Origin of the sequence: Corynebacterium tuberculostearicum (assembly GCF_032821615.1) — a bacterium.
GTDB lineage: Bacteria > Actinomycetota > Actinomycetes > Mycobacteriales > Mycobacteriaceae > Corynebacterium > Corynebacterium tuberculostearicum_H.
In genome coordinates this window covers 1-19,038 of sequence record NZ_JAVBIF010000015.1, presented here as the reverse complement: position 1 = coordinate 19,038, position 19,038 = coordinate 1, and the positions used below count along the sequence as shown (strand labels likewise).

16 protein-coding genes and 2 pseudogenes are annotated in these 19,038 nt (G+C 59.0%); 13 read left to right on the top strand and 5 right to left on the bottom strand.

Annotation, left to right across the window (positions count from 1 at the left end; translation table 11 throughout):
- The 4 genes from trpD to trpA are packed head-to-tail and all read left to right on the top strand — an operon-like array spanning position 1 to position 4,526.
- The gene (gene trpD, locus RAE09_RS09715; RefSeq protein WP_316981571.1) at positions 1–1,035 is read left to right on the top strand and encodes an anthranilate phosphoribosyltransferase; all 1,035 of its coding nucleotides are present in this window, start codon (positions 1–3) and stop codon (positions 1,033–1,035) included.
- Positions 1,035–2,441 (top strand): bifunctional indole-3-glycerol-phosphate synthase TrpC/phosphoribosylanthranilate isomerase TrpF, encoded by a 1,407-nt coding sequence (trpCF, locus tag RAE09_RS09710; RefSeq protein ID WP_316981570.1) that lies wholly within the window; start codon positions 1,035–1,037, stop codon positions 2,439–2,441. Before trpD ends, trpCF begins: the two co-directional genes overlap by 1 nt.
- 13 nt (positions 2,442–2,454) lie before the next feature.
- A complete protein-coding gene (gene trpB, locus RAE09_RS09705) occupies positions 2,455–3,660 on the top strand; it encodes a tryptophan synthase subunit beta (RefSeq protein ID WP_316981569.1) in 1,206 nt (401 codons plus the stop codon).
- Positions 3,660–4,526, top strand: a complete 867-nt coding sequence (gene trpA, locus RAE09_RS09700; RefSeq protein ID WP_005326932.1) for a tryptophan synthase subunit alpha — start codon at positions 3,660–3,662, stop codon at positions 4,524–4,526. Before trpB ends, trpA begins: the two co-directional genes overlap by 1 nt.
- A gap of 65 nt (positions 4,527–4,591) precedes the next feature.
- Here trpA and RAE09_RS09695 read toward each other — a convergent pair whose 3' ends face one another.
- Positions 4,592–5,803, bottom strand: coding sequence for a dicarboxylate/amino acid:cation symporter (locus tag RAE09_RS09695; RefSeq protein ID WP_005326930.1), 1,212 nt, complete (start codon positions 5,801–5,803; stop codon positions 4,592–4,594).
- Between the two features lie 191 nt (positions 5,804–5,994).
- Between RAE09_RS09695 and RAE09_RS09690 the strand changes: the two genes are divergently transcribed.
- From RAE09_RS09690 to RAE09_RS09670, 5 genes are all read left to right on the top strand, one after another.
- Complete coding sequence (locus RAE09_RS09690; protein WP_005326927.1) at positions 5,995–6,465, top strand: SdpI family protein; 471 nt, start codon at positions 5,995–5,997, stop codon at positions 6,463–6,465.
- Between the two features lie 339 nt (positions 6,466–6,804).
- Complete coding sequence (locus RAE09_RS09685) at positions 6,805–7,026, top strand: hypothetical protein (protein WP_316981568.1); 222 nt, start codon at positions 6,805–6,807, stop codon at positions 7,024–7,026.
- An 85-nt stretch (positions 7,027–7,111) separates the two neighbouring features.
- Positions 7,112–7,477, top strand: coding sequence for a Rieske (2Fe-2S) protein (locus tag RAE09_RS09680; RefSeq protein WP_316981567.1), 366 nt, complete (start codon positions 7,112–7,114; stop codon positions 7,475–7,477).
- A 101-nt stretch (positions 7,478–7,578) separates the two neighbouring features.
- The gene (locus RAE09_RS09675) at positions 7,579–8,544 is read left to right on the top strand and encodes a bile acid:sodium symporter family protein (RefSeq protein WP_316981566.1); all 966 of its coding nucleotides are present in this window, start codon (positions 7,579–7,581) and stop codon (positions 8,542–8,544) included.
- A gap of 15 nt (positions 8,545–8,559) precedes the next feature.
- Positions 8,560–8,868 carry a hypothetical protein gene (locus RAE09_RS09670; RefSeq protein WP_316981565.1) on the top strand — a complete coding sequence of 103 codons (309 nt, stop codon included), beginning with the start codon at positions 8,560–8,562 and terminating at the stop codon, positions 8,866–8,868.
- A gap of 12 nt (positions 8,869–8,880) precedes the next feature.
- Here the strand turns inward: RAE09_RS09670 and RAE09_RS09665 are convergent, their stop codons facing one another.
- The 4 genes from RAE09_RS09665 to RAE09_RS09650 are packed head-to-tail and all read right to left on the bottom strand — an operon-like array spanning position 8,881 to position 12,014.
- Positions 8,881–9,213 carry a branched-chain amino acid transporter permease gene (locus tag RAE09_RS09665; protein WP_316981564.1) on the bottom strand — a complete coding sequence of 111 codons (333 nt, stop codon included), beginning with the start codon at positions 9,211–9,213 and terminating at the stop codon, positions 8,881–8,883.
- Positions 9,214–9,942, bottom strand: a complete 729-nt coding sequence (locus tag RAE09_RS09660) for an AzlC family ABC transporter permease (protein ID WP_316981563.1) — start codon at positions 9,940–9,942, stop codon at positions 9,214–9,216. It abuts the gene before it with no gap.
- Between the two features lie 39 nt (positions 9,943–9,981).
- Positions 9,982–10,578: a YqgE/AlgH family protein gene (locus tag RAE09_RS09655; protein ID WP_150850467.1), complete on the bottom strand. Its 597-nt coding sequence runs from the start codon at positions 10,576–10,578 to the stop codon at positions 9,982–9,984.
- Positions 10,578–12,014, bottom strand: coding sequence for a CCA tRNA nucleotidyltransferase (locus RAE09_RS09650; protein WP_005326917.1), 1,437 nt, complete (start codon positions 12,012–12,014; stop codon positions 10,578–10,580). Before RAE09_RS09650 ends, RAE09_RS09655 begins: the two co-directional genes overlap by 1 nt.
- 178 nt (positions 12,015–12,192) lie before the next feature.
- On the opposite strand from RAE09_RS09650, the pseudogene RAE09_RS09645 reads away from it, so the two are divergent.
- The 4 genes and pseudogenes from RAE09_RS09645 to RAE09_RS09630 form a co-directional block, all read left to right on the top strand.
- Positions 12,193–12,696 (top strand): annotated as a pseudogene (locus tag RAE09_RS09645) (NUDIX hydrolase); the annotation flags it as partial.
- Positions 12,696–14,891: a DUF6049 family protein gene (locus tag RAE09_RS09640; protein ID WP_316981562.1), complete on the top strand. Its 2,196-nt coding sequence runs from the start codon at positions 12,696–12,698 to the stop codon at positions 14,889–14,891. The pseudogene RAE09_RS09645 and the gene RAE09_RS09640, both read left to right, overlap by 1 nt.
- 18 nt (positions 14,892–14,909) lie before the next feature.
- On the top strand, positions 14,910–18,338 hold the full coding sequence (gene murJ / locus RAE09_RS09635; RefSeq protein WP_316981561.1) for a murein biosynthesis integral membrane protein MurJ: 3,429 nt from the start codon (positions 14,910–14,912) through the stop codon (positions 18,336–18,338).
- Positions 18,335–18,841: pseudogene (locus RAE09_RS09630) on the top strand (YceI family protein); the annotation flags it as partial. The gene murJ and the pseudogene RAE09_RS09630, both read left to right, overlap by 4 nt.
- Positions 18,842–19,038: the final 197 nt, after the last annotated feature.

Below are 19,038 nucleotides of genomic sequence, written 5' to 3'. Positions count from 1 at the left end.
ATGAACCACCACCCCCTGCGTACCTTGCAAGCCTTCCTGAATAACCCGCAGCCCACCATCGAAGAAGCCATGGAGGTATTTACCCCCTTGGCCGTGGGCGACTACGACGATATTCATATCGCGGCGCTGCTTACCCATATCCGCACCCGCAGCGAGACCTTCGCAGACATTGCCGGCGCGGCCAAAGCATTTTTGAAGGTGGGCTATCCATTCCCCATCACCGGAGAAGGACTCATGGATTCGGCCGGCACTGGTGGCGATGGCGCGAATACCATCAATATCACTACGGGAGCCTCCCTCGTTGCCGCCGCCGGGGGAGTGAAGATGATCAAGCATGGCAACCGTTCGGTCTCTTCCAAGTCCGGATCGGCCGATGTTCTCGAAGCCATGAATATCCCACTGGACCTAGACACCGCCCGAGCAGTGCGCCAATTTAACGCTTCCAACTTCACCTTCCTATTCGCCCCGGCCTACAACCCAGCAGTCGCCCACGTACAACCAGTGCGCAAGGCGCTAGGTATCCCCACCATCTTCAATACGCTAGGACCGCTCCTGTCCCCAGGACGCCCCTCTCTCCAAATCATGGGCATCGCCAACCCAGCCCAAGGCCAACTCATCGCGGAAGTCTTCCGAGAACTCGGCCGAAAGCGCGCCTTGGTCGTCCATGGCGCTGGCACGGATGAGATCGCTACCCACGGCACGACACAGGCCTGGGAGCTCAACGACGGCGAGATTGTCTCTTATGAGCTTACTCCAGAAGACCTCGGCATCAAGCGCCACGAACTAGCGGACCTAGCCGGCGGCGACGGCGCCGCCAATGCCCAAGCCCTTCGTGCTGTCTTTGCCGGCCGTGGCGAGCCCGCCCATTGTGACGCCATTGCCGCCACCGCCGGCGCGATGTTTTACCTCAACGGGACCACGGAAACTATCGCGGCGGGAGTCACTCACGCGAAGGAACTGATTAGCAGCGGCACTGTTGAAGATTGGCTCGCACTCCACGAGAACACCAACTATGCCGTAGGGGAGGAGAGCTAATGTCGGAGAATACTTTGCCTACGGTGCTCGAGAAGATCGTCGCCCCGCGCCGCACTCACCTGCCCGCACTCCGGGAGCGGCTATCCCACGTGGACTTAGCTAGCGTGCCACGTTCGGAGCGTTCGCTTGCCGACGCCCTCCGTGGCACCAACCGCTTCATCATGGAGTGCAAGTCCGCCTCGCCGTCCCTCGGCATGATCCGTGAAGACTATCGGCCCGGTGATATCGCCCGGATCTACTCCCGTTACGCCTCCGCCATCTCGGTGTTGTGTGAGCCCGATCGGTTTGGCGGCGACTACGACCACTTGCAGACCGTCGCGCTATCAACGCATGTGCCGGTGCTGTGCAAGGACTTTATTGTCGATCCCATCCAGGTCTATGCCGCGCGTTACTACGGCGCCGATGCCATCTTGCTCATGATGTCTATCGTGGACGATGACACCTACGGTGAGCTCAAGGCACTGGCAGACAAACTCGGCCTAGACGTCTTGACCGAAGCCATCACCGAGGACGAGGTGGATCGCGCGGTGAATTTTGGCGTGGATATCATCGGCATCAACAACCGCAATCTCCACGATCTCAGCATTGATCTAGGCCGCACCGAACGCCTAGCCCGCCATGTTCCAGACGGAAAGGTGATCGTTTCCGAATCTGGAATCCGCGATAATGCCACCGTCCGCCGGTTAGGAGCCCACGCGCACGCCTTCCTTGTAGGCTCCCAGCTCACCTCCCAGGAGGACATCGATCGGGCGGCGCGCGACCTCGTCTATGGTGCCAACAAAGTATGCGGCCTTACCACCGCCTCCTCCGCACAAGCAGCGCGCGCTGCTGGAGCCCGATACGGGGGACTCATCTTCGCGCCGAATTCGCCCCGCAATGTTTCACGTGAAACCGCACAAAGCATTATCTCCGCGGAACCAGAGTTGGAGTACGTAGCCGTGACGCGGTCTACGGATTTGGAGACGCTAGGAAGCCTAGCCAGGATCCCCGGCCTCAAAGTTCTCCAGCTTCACGCCCCATTCCAAGGGAGTAGGGAAGCAGAGCTGGAATTCCTTCACGATGTTCGGGGCGTCGCTGACGGTCTTCACCTTTGGCGAGCCATCGACATGAATAACTCTGAATTCGCTGCCTTAACGCCGGACCTAGTACCAGAAGTAGAGGCCCTCGTCCTCGACTCCGGCAGTGGAGGGACGGGAACCACTTTTGAATGGCGGACGATCCCCGATGAAGTGAAGGAGAAATCCCTCCTCGCCGGAGGGCTCCGGCTTGACAACCTCGAAGAGGCACTGTCAATCGGCACGGCGGGACTCGACCTCAATTCAGGTCTGGAATATGCACCTGGGCGCAAGGACTCCTCACTGATCGCCCAAGCCTTTAGCACCATCCGGAACTACACACACCCATAGAAAGAAGAGAACGATGACAGTTTCACGTGAAACGCTCCTTCCGGCATACTTTGGCGAATTCGGCGGACAGTTCGTCCCCGAATCCCTCATCCCGGCGCTCGACCAACTTGAGGAGGCCTTTGTCGACGCACAAAACGACCCCGCATTTCGCAAAGAGCTAAGCACGCTATTGCGTGATTATCTCGGCCGTCCCACACCAATTACAGAGGCGAAGAACCTCGGGGGTAAAGCGCGCATTTTCCTCAAGCGTGAGGACCTCGTACACGGTGGGGCACACAAGACGAACCAGGTCCTTGGTCAGGCACTGCTAGCAAAGCGGATGGGGAAGACACGCATTATTGCGGAGACCGGAGCGGGCCAGCACGGCACCGCTACTGCACTTGCGTGCGCATTGCTGGATCTCGAGTGTGTGATCTACATGGGTGCGAAAGATGTGGCCCGACAGCAGCCAAACGTATTCCGTATGGAGCTGATGGGAGCGAAGGTCGTCGCCGTCGACACCGGATCCGGAACTCTTAAGGACGCGGTGAATGAAGCCCTCCGTGATTGGACCGCCACTTTCCATGAATCCCACTATCTCCTCGGTACCGCGGCCGGACCTCATCCATTCCCAACCATCGTCCGAGAGTTCCACAAGGTCATCTCCGAAGAGGCTAAAGCGCAAATGCTTGAGCGCACCGGTGGGCTACCGGATGTAGTCGTAGCGTGTGTCGGAGGCGGCTCCAATGCAATCGGCATGTTCGCAGACTTCATTGAGGAAGAGGAAGTGGAACTCGTCGGCGCCGAACCTGGCGGCGAAGGTCTAGACTCCGGCAAGCACGGTGCCACCATCAACAACGGTACGGTTGGCATCCTCCACGGCGCGCGCAGCTACCTCATGCGCAACGCGGACGGCCAAGTGGAAGAATCCTATTCTATTTCCGCCGGACTCGACTACCCAGGTGTAGGACCACAGCACGCGCACTTACACGCCAGTGGCCGCGCGCACTATGTCGGCATTACTGACGTCGAAGCACTGGAAGCATTCCAGCTTCTTTCCACTAAGGAAGGCATCATTCCCGCTCTCGAATCCTCTCACGCGTTGGCCTACGCCTTGAAGCGGAAGGATGAGGACATCAACATCTTGGTCTCCCTTTCCGGCCGCGGCGATAAGGATATCGACCACGTTCGCCACACCCTTGAGAACCACCCAGAATTTAAGCTCCAGGAGAAGAACTAATGAGCACCCGATACGAAGACCTATTCCGCTCACTACGCAACAGGGGAGAGGGTGCTTTCGTCCCATTCCTCATGTTGGGCGATCCCACGCCAGAGCACACGCTGGCCATCGTGCGAACCGTCGTCGCGGCCGGAGCCGATGCATTGGAGCTCGGTGTTCCATTTTCTGACCCAGTGGCCGACGGCCCCACCATTCAGGCCTCCCACCTTCGCGCGATCGATGGCGGCGCCACCGTAGATTCCGCCTTGGAACAGGTGCGAACAATACGCGCGGAATTTCCCGAGCTTCCCATCGGCATGCTCATCTACGGCAATGTGGCGTTCACTCGCGGTTTCGACCGGTTCTACGCCGAGTTTGCAGAAGCGGGTGCGGACAGCATCTTGCTTCCCGACGTCCCTGTGCGCGAAGGCGCTCCATTTATCACCGCAGCAGAGAAAGCCGGTATTGACCCAATCTTTATCGCCCCGGCCCGCGCGACTGCGCACACCCTCGAGGGCGTCGCTCAAAGCTCACGCGGCTACATCTACGCAGTATCGAGAGATGGAGTTACCGGTGCCGAAAAGCAATCAGAAACAATTGGCCTCGAAGAAGTCGTCGCTAACATCAAGAAGTTTGACGGACCTCCGGTACTGCTCGGATTCGGCATTTCCGAGCCTGAACACGTGCGCGATGCCGTAGCCGCTGGGGCAGCGGGGGCCATTACAGGATCCGCAATCACCAAGATTATCGATCGCCACGTTTCACGTGAAACAGACGCGGAAGGCAGGCCAGTGGAAGGAACTCCAGGCCGCATTTCCGACGAGAGAGCATTGCATAAGGAACTCGCCGAGTATGTAACTCGCATGAAGGCAGCGACTCAAGAGTAGTCCTGAAGACGCGAAGAACCCTCCTCAGCTCTCGGCAGCTGAGGAGGGTTCCCTATAAAAAGCCTCTACGCGGTTGCTTCTGCAGATTCCTCTTCGGTGTGGTCCTTCTTGGAGCCCGCGAACTTATCCACGATCATCGCGATAGCGCCGTCGCCAGTAACGTTGGCAGCCGTGCCGACCGAGTCAATGGCGATGTAGGCCGCGATCATCAGCGCCACCATGCCATCGTCAAAGCCCATCATATCCGCCAGTAGTCCAGCTGCGACCATAACCGCGCCGCCAGGCACACCTGGTGCCGCAATCATCATGATTCCCAACAGGAAGATGAAACCAAGGCCGGTGCTCGTACTAATATCCAGGTTCGCCATGTACACAATCGCAAAGGCATAGAGCGTCAGCTTAATCATGGAACCAGAGAGGTGAATGGTCGCACACAGTGGGATAACGAAGCTTGCCACCGGCTTCGAAATGCCATTCTTCAAGGTGGACTCCATAGACACCGGGATGGTGGCGGCAGAAGAAGAGGTTCCCAGTGCGGTGAAATATGCCGGCACCATATTGCGCAATGCCTTGAAAGGATTCTTACCGGTGATGGCACCAGCGATGATGTACTGGAGCACCAGGTAAACCAGAGTCATGACAACCGCCAGGATCAGGACCTTCGCGAAGGCCGAGAGTACTGAGCCCAAATTGCCATTCATGCCCAAGCCCAAGAACATGCCGAAGATATAGAAGGGCAGAATTGGCACTACAAAGCCCCAAATGACCTTGACTACTACGCTCTCCAATTCCTTTGTGACCGCATACAAGGTATCGGACTTCACTGTAGTCATCGCTACACCGATGCAGAATGACAACAAGAGAGCCGTCATAACCTCAAAAGGCGGCGCCATTTCCACCTCGAAGTACGGAGTGAGTGCCCCCTCATCAATATCGGAGACATTTGTAATCAGATCCTGACCACTGAGTATGGTGGGGTAGAGCCAGTGCGCAAGTACGTAGGCAAGAAGACCCGCAACAATCGTTGAGCCGTAGGCAATGCCTGCAGTAATACCCAACCATTTTCCGGCCCCTCGTCCCAGACCAGCAATCGACGGGGCGATAAGCGCGAAGATGAGGACCGGAATAAAGAAATTGAGGAAGTTACTAAAGAGTCCATTGAAGGTGGCGAATACGCGGCCAAACCATTCTGGCGCGAATTGGCTCACCACCACGCCAAGGATGATGGCGACGATGATGCGGAACAACAGAGATTCCGAGAGTTTCTTGAAATTCATGTACTTACAATCAAATCGGGTGTTTCGCCCCTTGGTAAAAGTTCCAGAGTGAAACAGCGCGGTACAGAGGCAACGGCCGCTTCAATATCTATCGATCGACCTTAAAGGCATACTACCCGACTGGAGGCATAGTCAGAACACTCACCCCAGCGACGATTTTCATCTTGGCGCTACAAGGTTAAACTAAGTACATGATCGCTGTGGGAATCATCTTTTTAATCCTCGCCGTCTTTCTTATCGTCGTGGGAGCCTTGGCCTCAACCAAGCGCCTACCTGGAAACAGCTATATCGGCTTGCGCCTACAGGAAATTCGCAAGTCTCGTGAAGCATGGGACAATGCCCATCGCGTCGCCGGCCCATTCTGGATACTCAGCGGCGTCTGCCTAGTTTTTGGCGGCATCGTCGCGCTCCGCGCTGAGGGCTGGATGTGGCTCATCCCGGTTCTTACTTTTGTGGCCGCTGTTCTAGCCCTCTCCATCGGTTCTAACCTCGGCTCACGTGCCGCGTTCCTCTACGAACAAGCACACGCGGATGAGGAGGGTTGCGGAGAATCCTGTAATTGTGGTTCCGACGGTTGCGGTGGGGAAGAGGTCACCGCAGCATCCGCTCCCCAAGTTGATGTAGACGCGCTCCGTCACGCCGCTCGCGAATCCGACAGGTAGGCACGCACTGCTGCGCAACCAACCCCTTCTGGAGAAAGATTCATCTTCCGTCCAGAAGGGGAATTTTTGTAGCTATCCCATGTGCATAGGAAGCATCCGCAAGCACTTAGGTTTAGTAACCGTGACGGTATTAAGGAGGGCCGGGCGTTGTGCGTTTTTAGTAACTGTCGAATTTCTCAATCTTCCGTTTTCTTGATTGCCCCCATACTTGCACAAACAAATAGTTGATTTATCTTTGCTATCCTGTTTCTGCGAGAGAGGATAGAGGTTACGTAAAGGTGCCATGGAAGCCTGGCAGGCAAAAGCGCAACCAGCCCCCTGAAGGGCAGAATATAGTGCATGAAGAAAAGTACCGCCCTGGCGGCCATCGCCGCTTCAACTTTTGTGATCGGCGCTTACGCTGAGCAAGACCACAAGGTAACGACGTCCGTAGCAGAAGCACACGAACAGCAATCTGCACAGAGCATCGTTGATGATTTAGGAATTGAGTCCGGCACCTATGAACTTAGCGCTACCTCCGATGGCTCTCCGGAGACGTGGGAGGGACTCCTGGCTGACTAAGTTCAGAGTTTCACGTGAAACTATAATTTCAACCGGGCAAACGGGAATAACACATTACGCGAGATCAACGGACTAGAGTAGAGACATGATTAAGTGCTCTCGTCGAATGTTCTTGCTTGGAACCGCCACCACATTTGCAGGCGCCTACGCCGCGGCCTGTGGCTCCTCTCCGTCCGCAGAAGTTGCGGCGACCGAGATTCCGATAGGCTCCGCGAAGATTGTCGATGGCGTGATCTTCACCCAGCCCAAGGAAGGCGAGTTTAAGGCCTACTCCCAGACCTGTCCCCACCAGCGCAATCCAATCACCGAGATCGATGGCATGACGGCAACCTGCACGGCACACAACACCTCCTACAATCTCAGCGATGGAAGCGTAATCTCCGGCCCGGGGCGCGATCCATTGGAAGAATACGAAGTTAAACAAGACGGCTCTAACGTCACTACGGCCTAAAGTGCATTTCCCGTGTGGTTTCACGTGAAACTACACGGATTGTGTTTTCTTGGCCCGAGTATCTGCAGCATGTGAAGACGAATCGGGTTTAAACTCTTAGCATGCTGCAGCGTTTGAAGAAGCCCGACCCGCTTATTGTCCTCATTATCCTGGCGGTCATCATTGCGATAATCGCACCAGCCCGTGGGAACTTTGCCGACATATTTGGCCAATTAACAAACGTAGCCATCGCGCTACTCTTCTTTTTGTATGGCGCGAGGCTTTCCACTCAAGAAGCCCTCAACGGACTAAAACACTGGCGGCTACACCTCACAATTCTCGCCTTTACCTTTGTGGTTTATCCGCTAATAGGCATAGCACTGCGGCCACTCACCGCTGTCATATCGCACGACATGTACTTAGGTATCTTATTCCTCACGCTGGTTCCATCCACGGTGCAGTCTTCGGTTGCCTTCACCTCAATCGCGAAAGGAAACGTGGCGGGTGCAATCGTATCGGCTTCCGCCTCAAACTTGGTGGGAGTAATCATCACTCCATTGCTCGTCATGCTCCTGATGGGAACGGGGGGAGGAGTTCACATCGATACGTCAGTATTCGGCGAAATCGCCCTGCTGTTGTTGGCGCCATTTGTTTTAGGTCAGCTTACTCGGCGCTGGGTGGGGAAGGTTGCGCAAAGCAAGGCCACTAAAGTCGTGGACCGCGGCTCAATCGCGATGGTGGTATATTCCGCTTTTTCTAAGGGGGTGGTGGACGGAATTTGGTCCTCTATTTCCCTGTGGGATCTGGCTTTCCTACTTGTGTTCGCTGCTGCCTTCGTCGCCTTCATGCTGTGGCTCACCAGAAAAGCAAGTCAAAAAATGGGATTCAATCGCGCCGACACCATTGCAATCGAGTTCTGTGGATCGAAAAAGTCTTTAGCCACGGGCCTGCCAATGGCGTCGGTAATCTTCGCTTCTGGCGGCGCATCCCTTGGCCTACTAATCCTCCCGTTGATGATTTATCACCAGGTTCAGCTGATGATGTGCTCGTGGCTAGCGGCCCGCTACGCGCAGCGTCCTAGCACGTAGCTACACTTAGAAGCCATGACGAACTACCTGTATGTACGAACAGAACTGAACGTGCCCGGCGTAGGCTCAGCGATCCACATGGCGGAAATGGAAGAGCGCGATGCAAGCAGCTGCCGCATGGCGCGCATGATTGCACTGGATCCCTCGGATGCCATCGTCGGGGTAGCGACACCGACTAGTTCCACGGGAAACGTAGATCAGCCGCAAGAGGTTGTCCCTCACCCGGATACCTATGATGATTTTCCGGACATTAGTGCGCAGTACGTGGACCAGTCTCGGTTCGACGCCCTGTGGTCCGAAGCCACCGCCAAGTTCGGCCTATAAGAGTCGCAAGGGCTAAAAGACTACGTTGACGAGGAGCATATAGAAGGCGGTTCCGCCGAAGATGGACAGCGCTGAGTCCCGCTTCCACAGGTGAAACAGGAAGGTGACCACCACGCCAAGGAGAGCCGCCCAGATACCACCGGGGGCGCCGGCCTGCCCGTAGACGGTATACACCACCAAAATAGTCATCACTCCGACAGGCATCATCATGCCGAGCAAAGATAAGAACTGACTCTCCTTCATCCATTTCACAAAGGAGAAAGGAAGTTGGCGTAGTACAGCGGTAATTAGGCCGACGGGAACCAGGACGGCCGCAATAGAAGCAAGGGTAACTCCAGCGGGCATTTAGCGCTCCTCCCGGAATCGCTTCAGGTCGCCTCGCCTACGCAAGCTAAAACCGGCATCAACGCGTGGGGATAGGTGCCGAATAATAAGCAAGATGAAGTAGGCGCTGAGAGCCACCATGAGGAGTTGTCCAGGAGCAAAGGCAGCCGCGAGGATTCCCACCATCGCCGCGCTTAAGGGCAAAGAAAAATCCTGGTTATTGCGGAAGGAGTCCATCGCCAGCACGACAAAGAGCGCCACTAGGGCGAATTCCATGCCCTGCACGGAAGAGGGAATAACCTGACCGGCGAGAGCACCGACAATGCCACCGCCTACCCACAGAGCTTGACAAAAAATTTGGATGGTGAGGATCCGAGTCCCAGTCGGTCGGTCATCGGTGGGGAGGGAGGAGACGATGGCATAGGTTTCGTCGGTAAGCGCATAGGTGGAATAAGCCCTGCCTAGGCGCGAGTGAATGCGGTGGCGGGGAAAGGTGAGGCCATAGAAAATATGGCGGAAGTTCACCATGAAACCGGTGACCAGAGAAGCCACGGCTGTGGCGCCGCCGGTGACCATGGAAATGGCGAGGAACTCCATGGAGCCGGCGTAGATGACGGTGGAGAAAATAGGCGTCCACCACCAACTGAAGCCGGATTGGACCATGAGCAGGCCGAAGGCTAGGCCGAGGGGAATGAGGCCGATGGCGGCGACCCTAGTATCCCGCACGCCTTGTGCAATATCCTCACGCATGCGGGCTAGTGTAGCCCACTGCCTGCAGAGCGATAGGAATTAATTGTCTTCCACGTTCACAGGATAGGTGGAATACAGCGGCAATGGCATGGGTTGGCGCTTCATAACATCGGACCAGAGGTCGGCCGGGCCCGGCGTAATAACATCTTGGGCGAGGGCAGGGGAGACGAACCATTCGCCGGCCTCGATTTCCTCCTCCAGCTGGCCTGGGCCCCACTCGGCGTAGCCGGCAAACATGCGCATGCCCGAGACCAAGGGTTCTATCTCTTCTGGGTCGGCACGCAGGTCCACATGCGCAAGGCGCGGGGCGAGGCGGGTGAGTCGGTCGTGCTTGTCCGGATCGACGCCCTGGTTGGTCTGCGCGAGCCCTACGACGGATTGCTGATTGAGCGGGCCGCCGATGTACAGCGCCTGCGGCTTGGCCACAACGGGAAGCCATTCTGGCAGCACATTGAAAATCGCCACCTCGGAGCGCTTGGTCAGATCCACGCCGAAGGTCATCATGTCATTGTGCTCAATGACGAGAATGACGGAACGGGCGAATTCCGGCGAAAGCATGCCCGGAGCGGCGATGAGCAGCTGGCCGGGGGCGGGGTCATTGCGCTCGAGGGCGTTGAATAATCTATCGGCAAACATCACTGTTTAGAATCCCACCACTCGCGCAACTTCGCAATCGCGTCCTCGCGCTCGAGGGGTCCATGCTCGAGGCGCAGCTCCTTGAGATAGGACCACGCCTGGCCCACCTCAGGGCCGGGCTGGAGGCCTAAGATCTCCATGATCTCGTTGCCGTCGAGGTCTGGACGCACGCGCGCCAGGTCCTCCTTGCGGCCGATCTCTTCGATGCGCTCTTCCAGCTGATCGTAGGTGCGCTGGAGGCGACGGGCCTTCTTGGCATTGCGGGTGGTGCAATCGGCGCGCACCAGCTTGTGCAATCGGGGAAGGAGATCGCCGGCGTCGGTGACATAGCGGCGCACGGCGGAATCAGTCCACTGATTTTCCCCAAACCCATGGAAGCGCATGTGCAAATAAACCAACTGGCCGATGGACTCCGTGGTGGCCTTGGGGTATTTCAACTTCCGCAGGCGCTTGCGGGCGAGCTTGGCGCCCACCACCTCGTGGTGGTGGAAGGAGACCTTGCCATCGGTGTTATCAAAGGTATCCGGCTTGCCAATATCGTGCAGCAGCGCCGCCCAGCGCAGGACAAGATCAGGACCATCTTCCTCTTGATCCATGGCCTGGCTTAGCACCTTGAGCGAGTGGGCATAGACGTCCTTGTGCTGCGCGTGTTCGTCCGCGGTCATGCGTAGCGCGGGGATCTCCGGGAAGATATAGTCCGCGATTCCCGTAGATACCAGTAGATCAATGCCATCCCACGGGGCCGTGCCGCAGATGAGCTTATCCAGCTCCACCTGCACGCGCTCGACGGTGATGCGCTGGATCTCGCCAGCCATATCCCGCATGGCCTCCACGACGCGATCGGCCACGCGAAATTCTAGCTGAGAGGCAAACCGAGCCGCACGCAGCATGCGGAGCGGATCATCATGGAAGGAGATCTCCGGCTTATCCGGGGTATCGAGCACCCGGTCAGCTATGTCGTGGAGGCCGTGGAGGGGATCGTGGAACTTAAAGGAGGCGTCGGCAAGCAGCTCAATGGCCATCGCATTGGCCTTGAAGTCGCGCCGGACAAGATCGCCTTCCAAGGTGTCACCGTAAACCACCTCAGGATTGCGGGACTGGCCGTCATAAGAATCGGAACGGAAGGTAGTGATCTCAATCTGCTGGCCCTTGTAGGCCGCGGAGACGGTACCGAAGTCTATGCCGGTATCCCACACGGTTTCGGCCCACTCATCGAGGATCTCCTTGACCACCTCGGGGCGGGCCGGGGTAGTAAAGTCCAGGTCATTTCCCAAGCGACCCAAAAGCGCATCGCGCACAGAGCCGCCCACGAGGTAGAGCGAGTAGCCCCGCGCGGCAAATTTCTCCACCAGTCCGCCCAGCAGGCTGCTGAGGGAGGAGACGGTGGATTCCGCGCGGGCAAGAACGCCGATTAGCTGAGTGTCCTGAAAATTCACGGGTGAGAGTCTACTACGATTGGCAGGGATGACTAACCAAGAACAGGGCCCCTCCAAGGGAGGCGGCCGCAACCGCAACCGGTCTCGGCGCAGGCGGCGCCGCCGGCCGGATAATCGCGCGCGCCGCACCACTCAGCAGCGCAAGCCCTACCGCGGTGGCAATGGCCAATCCACGGCCATGGAAACCCGCGATGAAACCTCCGCGGGCGGCCTCGTTGTCTCCGGCTTGGCGGAGTGCGTCGATGCCAATGGCAATGTCGACCTTTCCCGGCTCTATGTGGCGCTCATTGGCCGCCTTGACCGCCGCGGGCGCCTGCTGTGGTCCATGCCCAAGGGCCACGTGGAAAATGGCGAGGCCAAGGAGGTTACCGCTGAACGCGAGGTATGGGAAGAAACCGGCATTTCTGGTGAGGTTTTTGCGGACCTCGGCATGATTGATTACTGGTTCGTCTCTGATGGGGTGCGCATCCATAAGACCGTGCACCACCACTTGCTGCGTTTTGTAGACGGCATTATGAACGATGAGGATCCAGAGGTCACTGAGGTCTCGTGGATCCCCGTCTCTGAACTCATCGAGCACTTGGCCTACGCCGATGAGCGCAAGCTGGCGCGCATCGCGCATGATCTCCTTCCCGATCTCGCACGAAAGGAAGCCGCGGCGGGGAAAGTGACCCCACGGTAATGCGCCAGCGCCTGAAGTCTTGGGCCGTCGTGGGCGGCTGCATGGCGGTAGCGGGGTGGGGCGCGTGCCTGCCGCTACCAGAGGCCGCCGCGCAGATGGACTCGGCCGCCGAAAAGCAGCAGGATATCCAGGCATGGTTGGGCGCGCGCGGGCCGGAGCGGGCCACTCTTGATCTCCTTGCGGCCGAGCCCTTTACCGTGGGCAAGGACCTGAAACTGACCTTCCGGCTGCACAATCCCACCGACGAAACCATGGAGGATCTCCAACTCACGAGCCGCCGCGGCGATGCCGTGCAGGACACCGCGCAGGCCCGCACGCAGCTGGCCACCGGCGAATTCCCGTATTACGGCCCCAGCACTACCACCGCACCCCTGCAGCCGGGCGAATCCCGGGAGGTCACCTTCCAGGTTCCCACCTCCCTGCACGGCGAGCAGACCCTGGCCATCGAAGAGCCCGGCTCCTATCCGCTGCTCTTTACCCTCACCGGCACTGTAGGCGGCGAGGCGGTCAGCTTTGCGGAGGAACGCCTTGTGGGCCAGGTGAAGGGGAAGGAGCAGGCGCTTGGCGATGCCCCCTCGGATCCCACACCCCACGATCTCACCGTGGTCTATCCCATCAGCGCCGATATTGACTCGGTACCAGGCGGCGCTGGGGGAGAGGACCTTATCCTCTCCTCTGATGAGCTGGCCGGTGAGCTGGCGGAGGGTGGCCGGCTCGATCGCTTGGTCAGCACGTATGCCAACCATGATCTGCGCGGGGCAGGCTGCGTAGCCATCGATCCCGCCCTTTTGGATACGGTCAACCGCATGGCGGAGGGCTATAAGGTAGGTTCGGCCCGCCCACCTCAAGCCGAGCGCCCTAAGCGCCTGCGCGATTCGTGGTTTACTAACGAGGACGATGTGCACCTCGAACCCGGCACGGGGAAAGAGGATGCTGCCCGCTGGCTCAAGCGCCTGCGCGAGCTCGATTGCTTTATGTCTATGCCGTGGGCGAACGCCAATGCTTCCTCCGTGGCCAAGGCGAATAATCCCTTCCTTACTTATGAGGGGCTACAACGCGGCAATCACACCATCGAGCGAATCCTCGGTGCCAAGCCGGCCACCACCGTGCTCGCGGTCGGCTCCGGCTATGTGGATCAGCAACTGCCCCTGCCCGCGTTGGTGGCGGATAATACTTCGTGGCCCGGCCGCGCCGTGACTTTCGACGCCTCCCTGGGCGCCCTCCTCGCCCAAACCGGCTCCAAGCCACAGACGGTGGGCTATTCCAACCCGGAGCTGCGCTACGATTACTCGCTCGATTCCGATCTTTCTCGTGCCATCACCGGCGGCGCCGCACTGAGCTTGGCCGCGAGCGATGACACCGTGGCGCGCTTGCCCAATTACTTGGATCCCAGCGCGGCCGAGTACGCACTCGACTCTGCCGAGGCACTCATCGCTTCCGGTAAGTCCCATCCGCGCACCGTCGGCAGCCTAAAGCAGGAGACCGCGGAGCCCGGTTCACTGCCCGGCAGCCCCTTTAGCGATCCCGCCGCCTTTGCCGAATCCGATATCGTCCGCGTGGAGCAGCAGGCCCGCTATACCGATGAGCTGATGAATATCATGGTCGATGATCCAGATATCGCGCTCACTCGCTATGAATTCGTCCTGCCTTTGCGCCGGGATCTGCTCGCCGCCCTCTCGCTGACCAACCGCGATAGCTTGGGAAGCAATGCAGAGGCACGGCGCCGGTTCACTCACACGATGGATGTGCATTCCGATACGCTGCGGGACCTGCGTTCTTCTGTGGCTCTTATCCCACCGGGCAATGTCTATACCCGCGTATCCGAGTCATCGCCGCTGCTCATCGTGGCAGAAAATGGCCTGCCACTACCGGTGGAGGCCAAGCTGCAATACGATGCCCCCGATGGCGCGCGCCTCAACACACCCAAGAGCGTCCGTATTCCGGCCAAGGGCTCTATTACTGTATCCATGACCGCCGATATGCCTAAGGACGCCGATCGCACGGACATTGGCCTATGGCTTGCTACCCCAGAAAAGCAAACCATCTCCGAGCCCATCAATATCGCTGTGCAAACGCGTGCCGGTATCGTAAGCGTGTATGGCGTCGGCATAGCCGGCGCCCTTGCGCTGGTCTTAGCCACGCTCTTCCGGCTAGGCCGCCATCGGCGCAAAAAATCACAAAGGCTTAAAAAGTAAGTTGAAGTTGTATCCTCTATGACTGATAAGACTGGCCGCGAGGCCGAACACGTGGAGAAGTCACCTGCGGGTGTAGTTGACCCGAAGGATGCCGCCGTGCCGGCAGAGCACCCCGCCCCGGCGGGTGCCCGCGGCCGCATCGTCCAGGCCTCTCCTCCCGCTCCGGTACCAGAAAAGCGCCCCACCCCAGCGGTGAAGGACACCACCGTTCCTCCTGAGGAGGATAAGTCCGCGCTCACTGGACGCAACGCGGACAATGAATCATCCAATCAGGATGTCATCCGCGCAACAGGCACGATGGCCATCGCGACGCTGCTGTCCCGCATCACCGGCTTCTTGCGCCAGATGCTCATCGGCGCCACGCTCGGCGCCACGGTGGGAACTGCGTTTAGTAGCGCCAACCAGATCCCCAACCTCGTCACCGAGATCGTTTTGGGTGCGGTGTTGACCTCTCTGGTCGTCCCCGTCCTCGTGCGCGCCGAAAAGGAAGACACGGACCGCGGCGAGACCTTTGTCCGGCGGCTATTTACCCTGGCCTTTTCCATCCTGGGCATAGTCACCATCGCCTCCGTGGTGCTCGCGCCCTTCTTAACCAGGATGATGCTGCCGGAGGATTCCAAGGCCAATGCCGTGCAGGCAACTTCCTTGGCCTTCTTGCTGCTGCCGCAGATTCTTTTCTACGGCCTCTTCGCCCTTTTCCAGGCCGTCCTCAATACCAAGAATATCTTTGGTCCGGGCGCCTGGGCGCCGGTGATCAATAACTTCATCTCCATTGGTGTGCTGCTGGCTTATCGCTTCCTGCCCGGCCAGCTAGACCCGCATGAGCCCACGCCGGTGGCCGATCCGCACGTCATGCTCTTGGGCCTGGGCACCACCACGGCGGTGATGGTGCAGTGCCTCATCCTATTGCCATACCTGAAGAAGGCCGGCATTAACCTGCGCCCCAAGTGGGGCTTGGATGCGCGCATCAAGCAATTCGGCGGCATGGCACTGGCCATCATTACCTACGTAGCCATCTCCCAGCTGGGCTACGTGGTCACCTCCCGCGTGGCCGCATACGCGGATGCGGGCGCACCGCTGGTCTATCAGAATGCCTGGCTCATGCTGCAGGTGCCTTATGGCGTTATCGGCGTGACGCTCCTGACGGCGATTATGCCGCGCCTGTCCCGCAACGCCGCCGACGGCGATGTAGATGCCGTGGTCCGCGATCTCACCTTGGGCTCCAAGCTGACCTTCATCGCGCTTATCCCCATCGTCATCTTCATGACCGGCTTCGGCGTTCCTATCGCCCGCGCCCTCTTCCAGTACGGTGCCTACGGCGCCGAGAGCGCCGAGCAGCTCGGCCTGACCATCAGCTTCTCCGCCTTCACACTCATCCCGTATGCCTTGGTGCTGCTGCACCTGCGCGTATTCTATGCCCGCGAGGAAGCCTGGACGCCTACCTTCATCATCGCCGGCATCACGCTGACCAAGATCGTCCTCACGCTCTTGGCGCCATTGATGACCTCCAACCCGGACCGCGTGGTGATTCTGCTCGGTACGGCCAATGGCTTTGGCTTCGTCTCCGGTGCGGTCATTGGCGGCTTCCTGCTCAAACGCAAGCTCGGCAGCCTCGGCGGCAAGGCCGTTACCCAGACCGTGCTGTGGGCTTCCGGCTCCGGCCTAGTGGGCTTGGTCGTCTCCTGGGTGCTGTACTGGGGCGTGAATTTCCTCCTCCCGGAGAATCTGCCGTCCATCGTCTCGCTGATCAAGGTCGCGGTGCTCGGCATCATCTTCCTCATCGCCACCGGCCTGGTGCTGTCCAAGTCCTCCTTGCCAGAGGTCCAAAACCTGGCCCGCGCCCTGCAGCGCATCCCGGGCATGTCCCGCTTCATCAAGGTCGATTCTTCCAAGGCCATCGAGTTGGAAGAGCCCGACGTGCCGGAAATCCGGCCGGTATTCTCCCAGGACGCCTTCAACGCCACCCTGGTGCCGCCGCCGATGTCCGCCGGTATCGTCCGCGGACCACGCCTCGTGCCGGGTGCCCCGGTATCGGATGGTCGCTTCCGCCTGCTCCAAGATCACGGTGCGGTCACTGGTGCACAATTCTGGCAGGCGCGCGAACAGTCCACCGGTCGCCTGGTCGCCTTGACGTTCGTCGATACCAATAGCCTGGCGCCAATTGCGCCGGCGACGCCGGGAGTTGCAGCCCGTCGCTCCGCGGAGATTTCGCGCAATACCCGCCGCCTTGCCGAGCTGGAGCTCGATACCGTGGCGGATAATATCCAAGTTCTGTCCTACCGCACCGGCTGCCTGGTGGTTGCGGATTGGTTTGAGGGCACCTCCCTCAAGCAGGTAGCGGAGGCCGATAACCTCGATCCCCATTCCGTCGCACGAGCTACTGCGCCGCTTTTTGCTGACGCCGCCGCTGTCCATGACGCCGGCCTCACCCTCGGCGTGGAGCACCGCGACCGTTTCCGCGTTTCTACCGATGGAGTGGTCAAGGTTGCCTTCCCCGCCGTGCTGGACGGCACCTCCGCCGCTACCGACCGCGAGGCTCTAAGCTCCGCCCTGGAGCTGCTCGTAGAGTCCACGGAGCCTTCGCCAAAGAAGCTGCGCGATATTTCTGAGGACGCCAACCTTCCTGCGGATGAGGCCGCCCAGCGCGTCGAAGATGCGCACTACGCGCTCGATAGTGCCGACGAAGACAGCCGCGAGGAAAAGATGGAGGAGCTGCAAGAGGCAAAGGCCCTGACCTTGGCCGGCATCGCCCAGCGCCTGCGCGACTTCGCACCGGAGGAACCAGAAGAAGCACCTGAAGCCCTGCCGGTGAAGGCACAGGTAGAACCGGACCAAGAGGATGACCCGGCGCAAGAACCCGGCTTTGGCGGCCGCGGTTATTCCGGTTCCGGCGTCATCGTCATCGGCATCTTCGCCACCATCTTCGTCGTAGCAATGGCCGCGCTCACCACCTGGATCATGTCCTTGCTCAGCAATGTGGAGGCATCCAACCCGGTCAGCGAGACCATCCACGGCAGCACGGACATTCCGGATACCCCGCCGGTGCGTCTCCAGCCTTCCTCTGCGGTTACCGTCCCTGATAACGAGGACTATGCAGCGCTTATCGACGGCAAAACGGCCTCCACTTGGTCCACCGAAGAGGAGGACACCGGCGTCCTCGTCACCTTGGATACGCCAACGCACCTTGCGGTCCTGCCGGTGGTGCAGTCCAACTCCACTGGGGCGAAGTACGCCGTCTATGGCGTAAATCAGGACAGCTTCAATCCGGAAAACCCACAAGCTGGCTCCCTGCACCAACTGGCCAGGGGCAAGTTCGAAAGCGGCAAGGAAGATATCGAGCTGGAGGAAACCACCGAGCAATTCGACGGCCTCCTCCTCATGATCACCGAGCTGCCCAAGTCCGATAAGGCAACCATCGCAGACATTGGTCTCGTCGGGCAGCCCTAGGCACAACCCACACCGCTATCGGATTCGTCGCCAAGCATGCAATGGTCACCAAGGTTCGCGGTAACTTCGCAGACTTCGAAGGCACCATTACCGTGGCCGAGAACATCGCTGAGTCCGCTGCTAAGGCCACTATCCGCACCGCTTCCATCACCACCGGCAACGATGACCGCGATGCACACGTAAAGAACGAGGACTTCTTCGCAGTAGAGCAGTACCCGGAAATCACCTTCAAGGCCACCAACCTCAACGTTGATGAGAATGGCAACGGCACCGTCACCGGTGACCTCACCATTAAGGACACCACCAAGTCCGTTGACCTCGACGTTGAAGACGTTGCTACCGCTGAGGACCCCTTTGGCAATACCCGCTTGGGCTTCGAGGCAACCACCAAGATCAACCGCAAGGACTTCGGCATCGACTTCAACGCTCCGCTGAAGACCGGCGGCGTGCTGGTCTCCGAGGAGATCAAGATTGAGCTCGAGGTTTCTGCTATCAAGCAGTAGACCCATAACCCCAGACACACTAGAAGCATTGAGCTTCCCCAAGCCCGCAGCCACCTTTGGCTGTGGGCTTTTTCTTGGTGCTGTTGCAAAGTTGGGCGGAGAGCCGAGACGACCCAGTTTCTCATTTCCTGATGGCCGCTGCGTGCCGGCGTTCTCAGGCCGTCTCGAAGACCCGGTTGACGATCACCGCGTCCGGA

Bases quoted from the DNA above. Each gene is read 5' to 3' on its own strand.
- trpD (WP_316981571.1), top strand. From the start codon at position 1: ATGAACCACCACCCCCTGCGTACCTTGCAAGCCTTCCTGAATAACCCG.
- trpCF (WP_316981570.1), top strand. From the start codon at position 1,035: ATGTCGGAGAATACTTTGCCTACGGTGCTCGAGAAGATCGTCGCCCCG.
- trpB (WP_316981569.1), top strand. From the start codon at position 2,455: ATGACAGTTTCACGTGAAACGCTCCTTCCGGCATACTTTGGCGAATTC.
- trpA (WP_005326932.1), top strand. From the start codon at position 3,660: ATGAGCACCCGATACGAAGACCTATTCCGCTCACTACGCAACAGGGGA.
- RAE09_RS09695 (WP_005326930.1), bottom strand. From the start codon at position 5,803: ATGAATTTCAAGAAACTCTCGGAATCTCTGTTGTTCCGCATCATCGTC.
- RAE09_RS09690 (WP_005326927.1), top strand. From the start codon at position 5,995: ATGATCGCTGTGGGAATCATCTTTTTAATCCTCGCCGTCTTTCTTATC.
- RAE09_RS09685 (WP_316981568.1), top strand. From the start codon at position 6,805: ATGAAGAAAAGTACCGCCCTGGCGGCCATCGCCGCTTCAACTTTTGTG.
- RAE09_RS09680 (WP_316981567.1), top strand. From the start codon at position 7,112: ATGATTAAGTGCTCTCGTCGAATGTTCTTGCTTGGAACCGCCACCACA.
- RAE09_RS09675 (WP_316981566.1), top strand. From the start codon at position 7,579: ATGCTGCAGCGTTTGAAGAAGCCCGACCCGCTTATTGTCCTCATTATC.
- RAE09_RS09670 (WP_316981565.1), top strand. From the start codon at position 8,560: ATGACGAACTACCTGTATGTACGAACAGAACTGAACGTGCCCGGCGTA.
- RAE09_RS09665 (WP_316981564.1), bottom strand. From the start codon at position 9,213: ATGCCCGCTGGAGTTACCCTTGCTTCTATTGCGGCCGTCCTGGTTCCC.
- RAE09_RS09660 (WP_316981563.1), bottom strand. From the start codon at position 9,942: ATGCGTGAGGATATTGCACAAGGCGTGCGGGATACTAGGGTCGCCGCC.
- RAE09_RS09655 (WP_150850467.1), bottom strand. From the start codon at position 10,578: ATGTTTGCCGATAGATTATTCAACGCCCTCGAGCGCAATGACCCCGCC.
- RAE09_RS09640 (WP_316981562.1), top strand. From the start codon at position 12,696: ATGCGCCAGCGCCTGAAGTCTTGGGCCGTCGTGGGCGGCTGCATGGCG.
- murJ (WP_316981561.1), top strand. From the start codon at position 14,910: ATGACTGATAAGACTGGCCGCGAGGCCGAACACGTGGAGAAGTCACCT.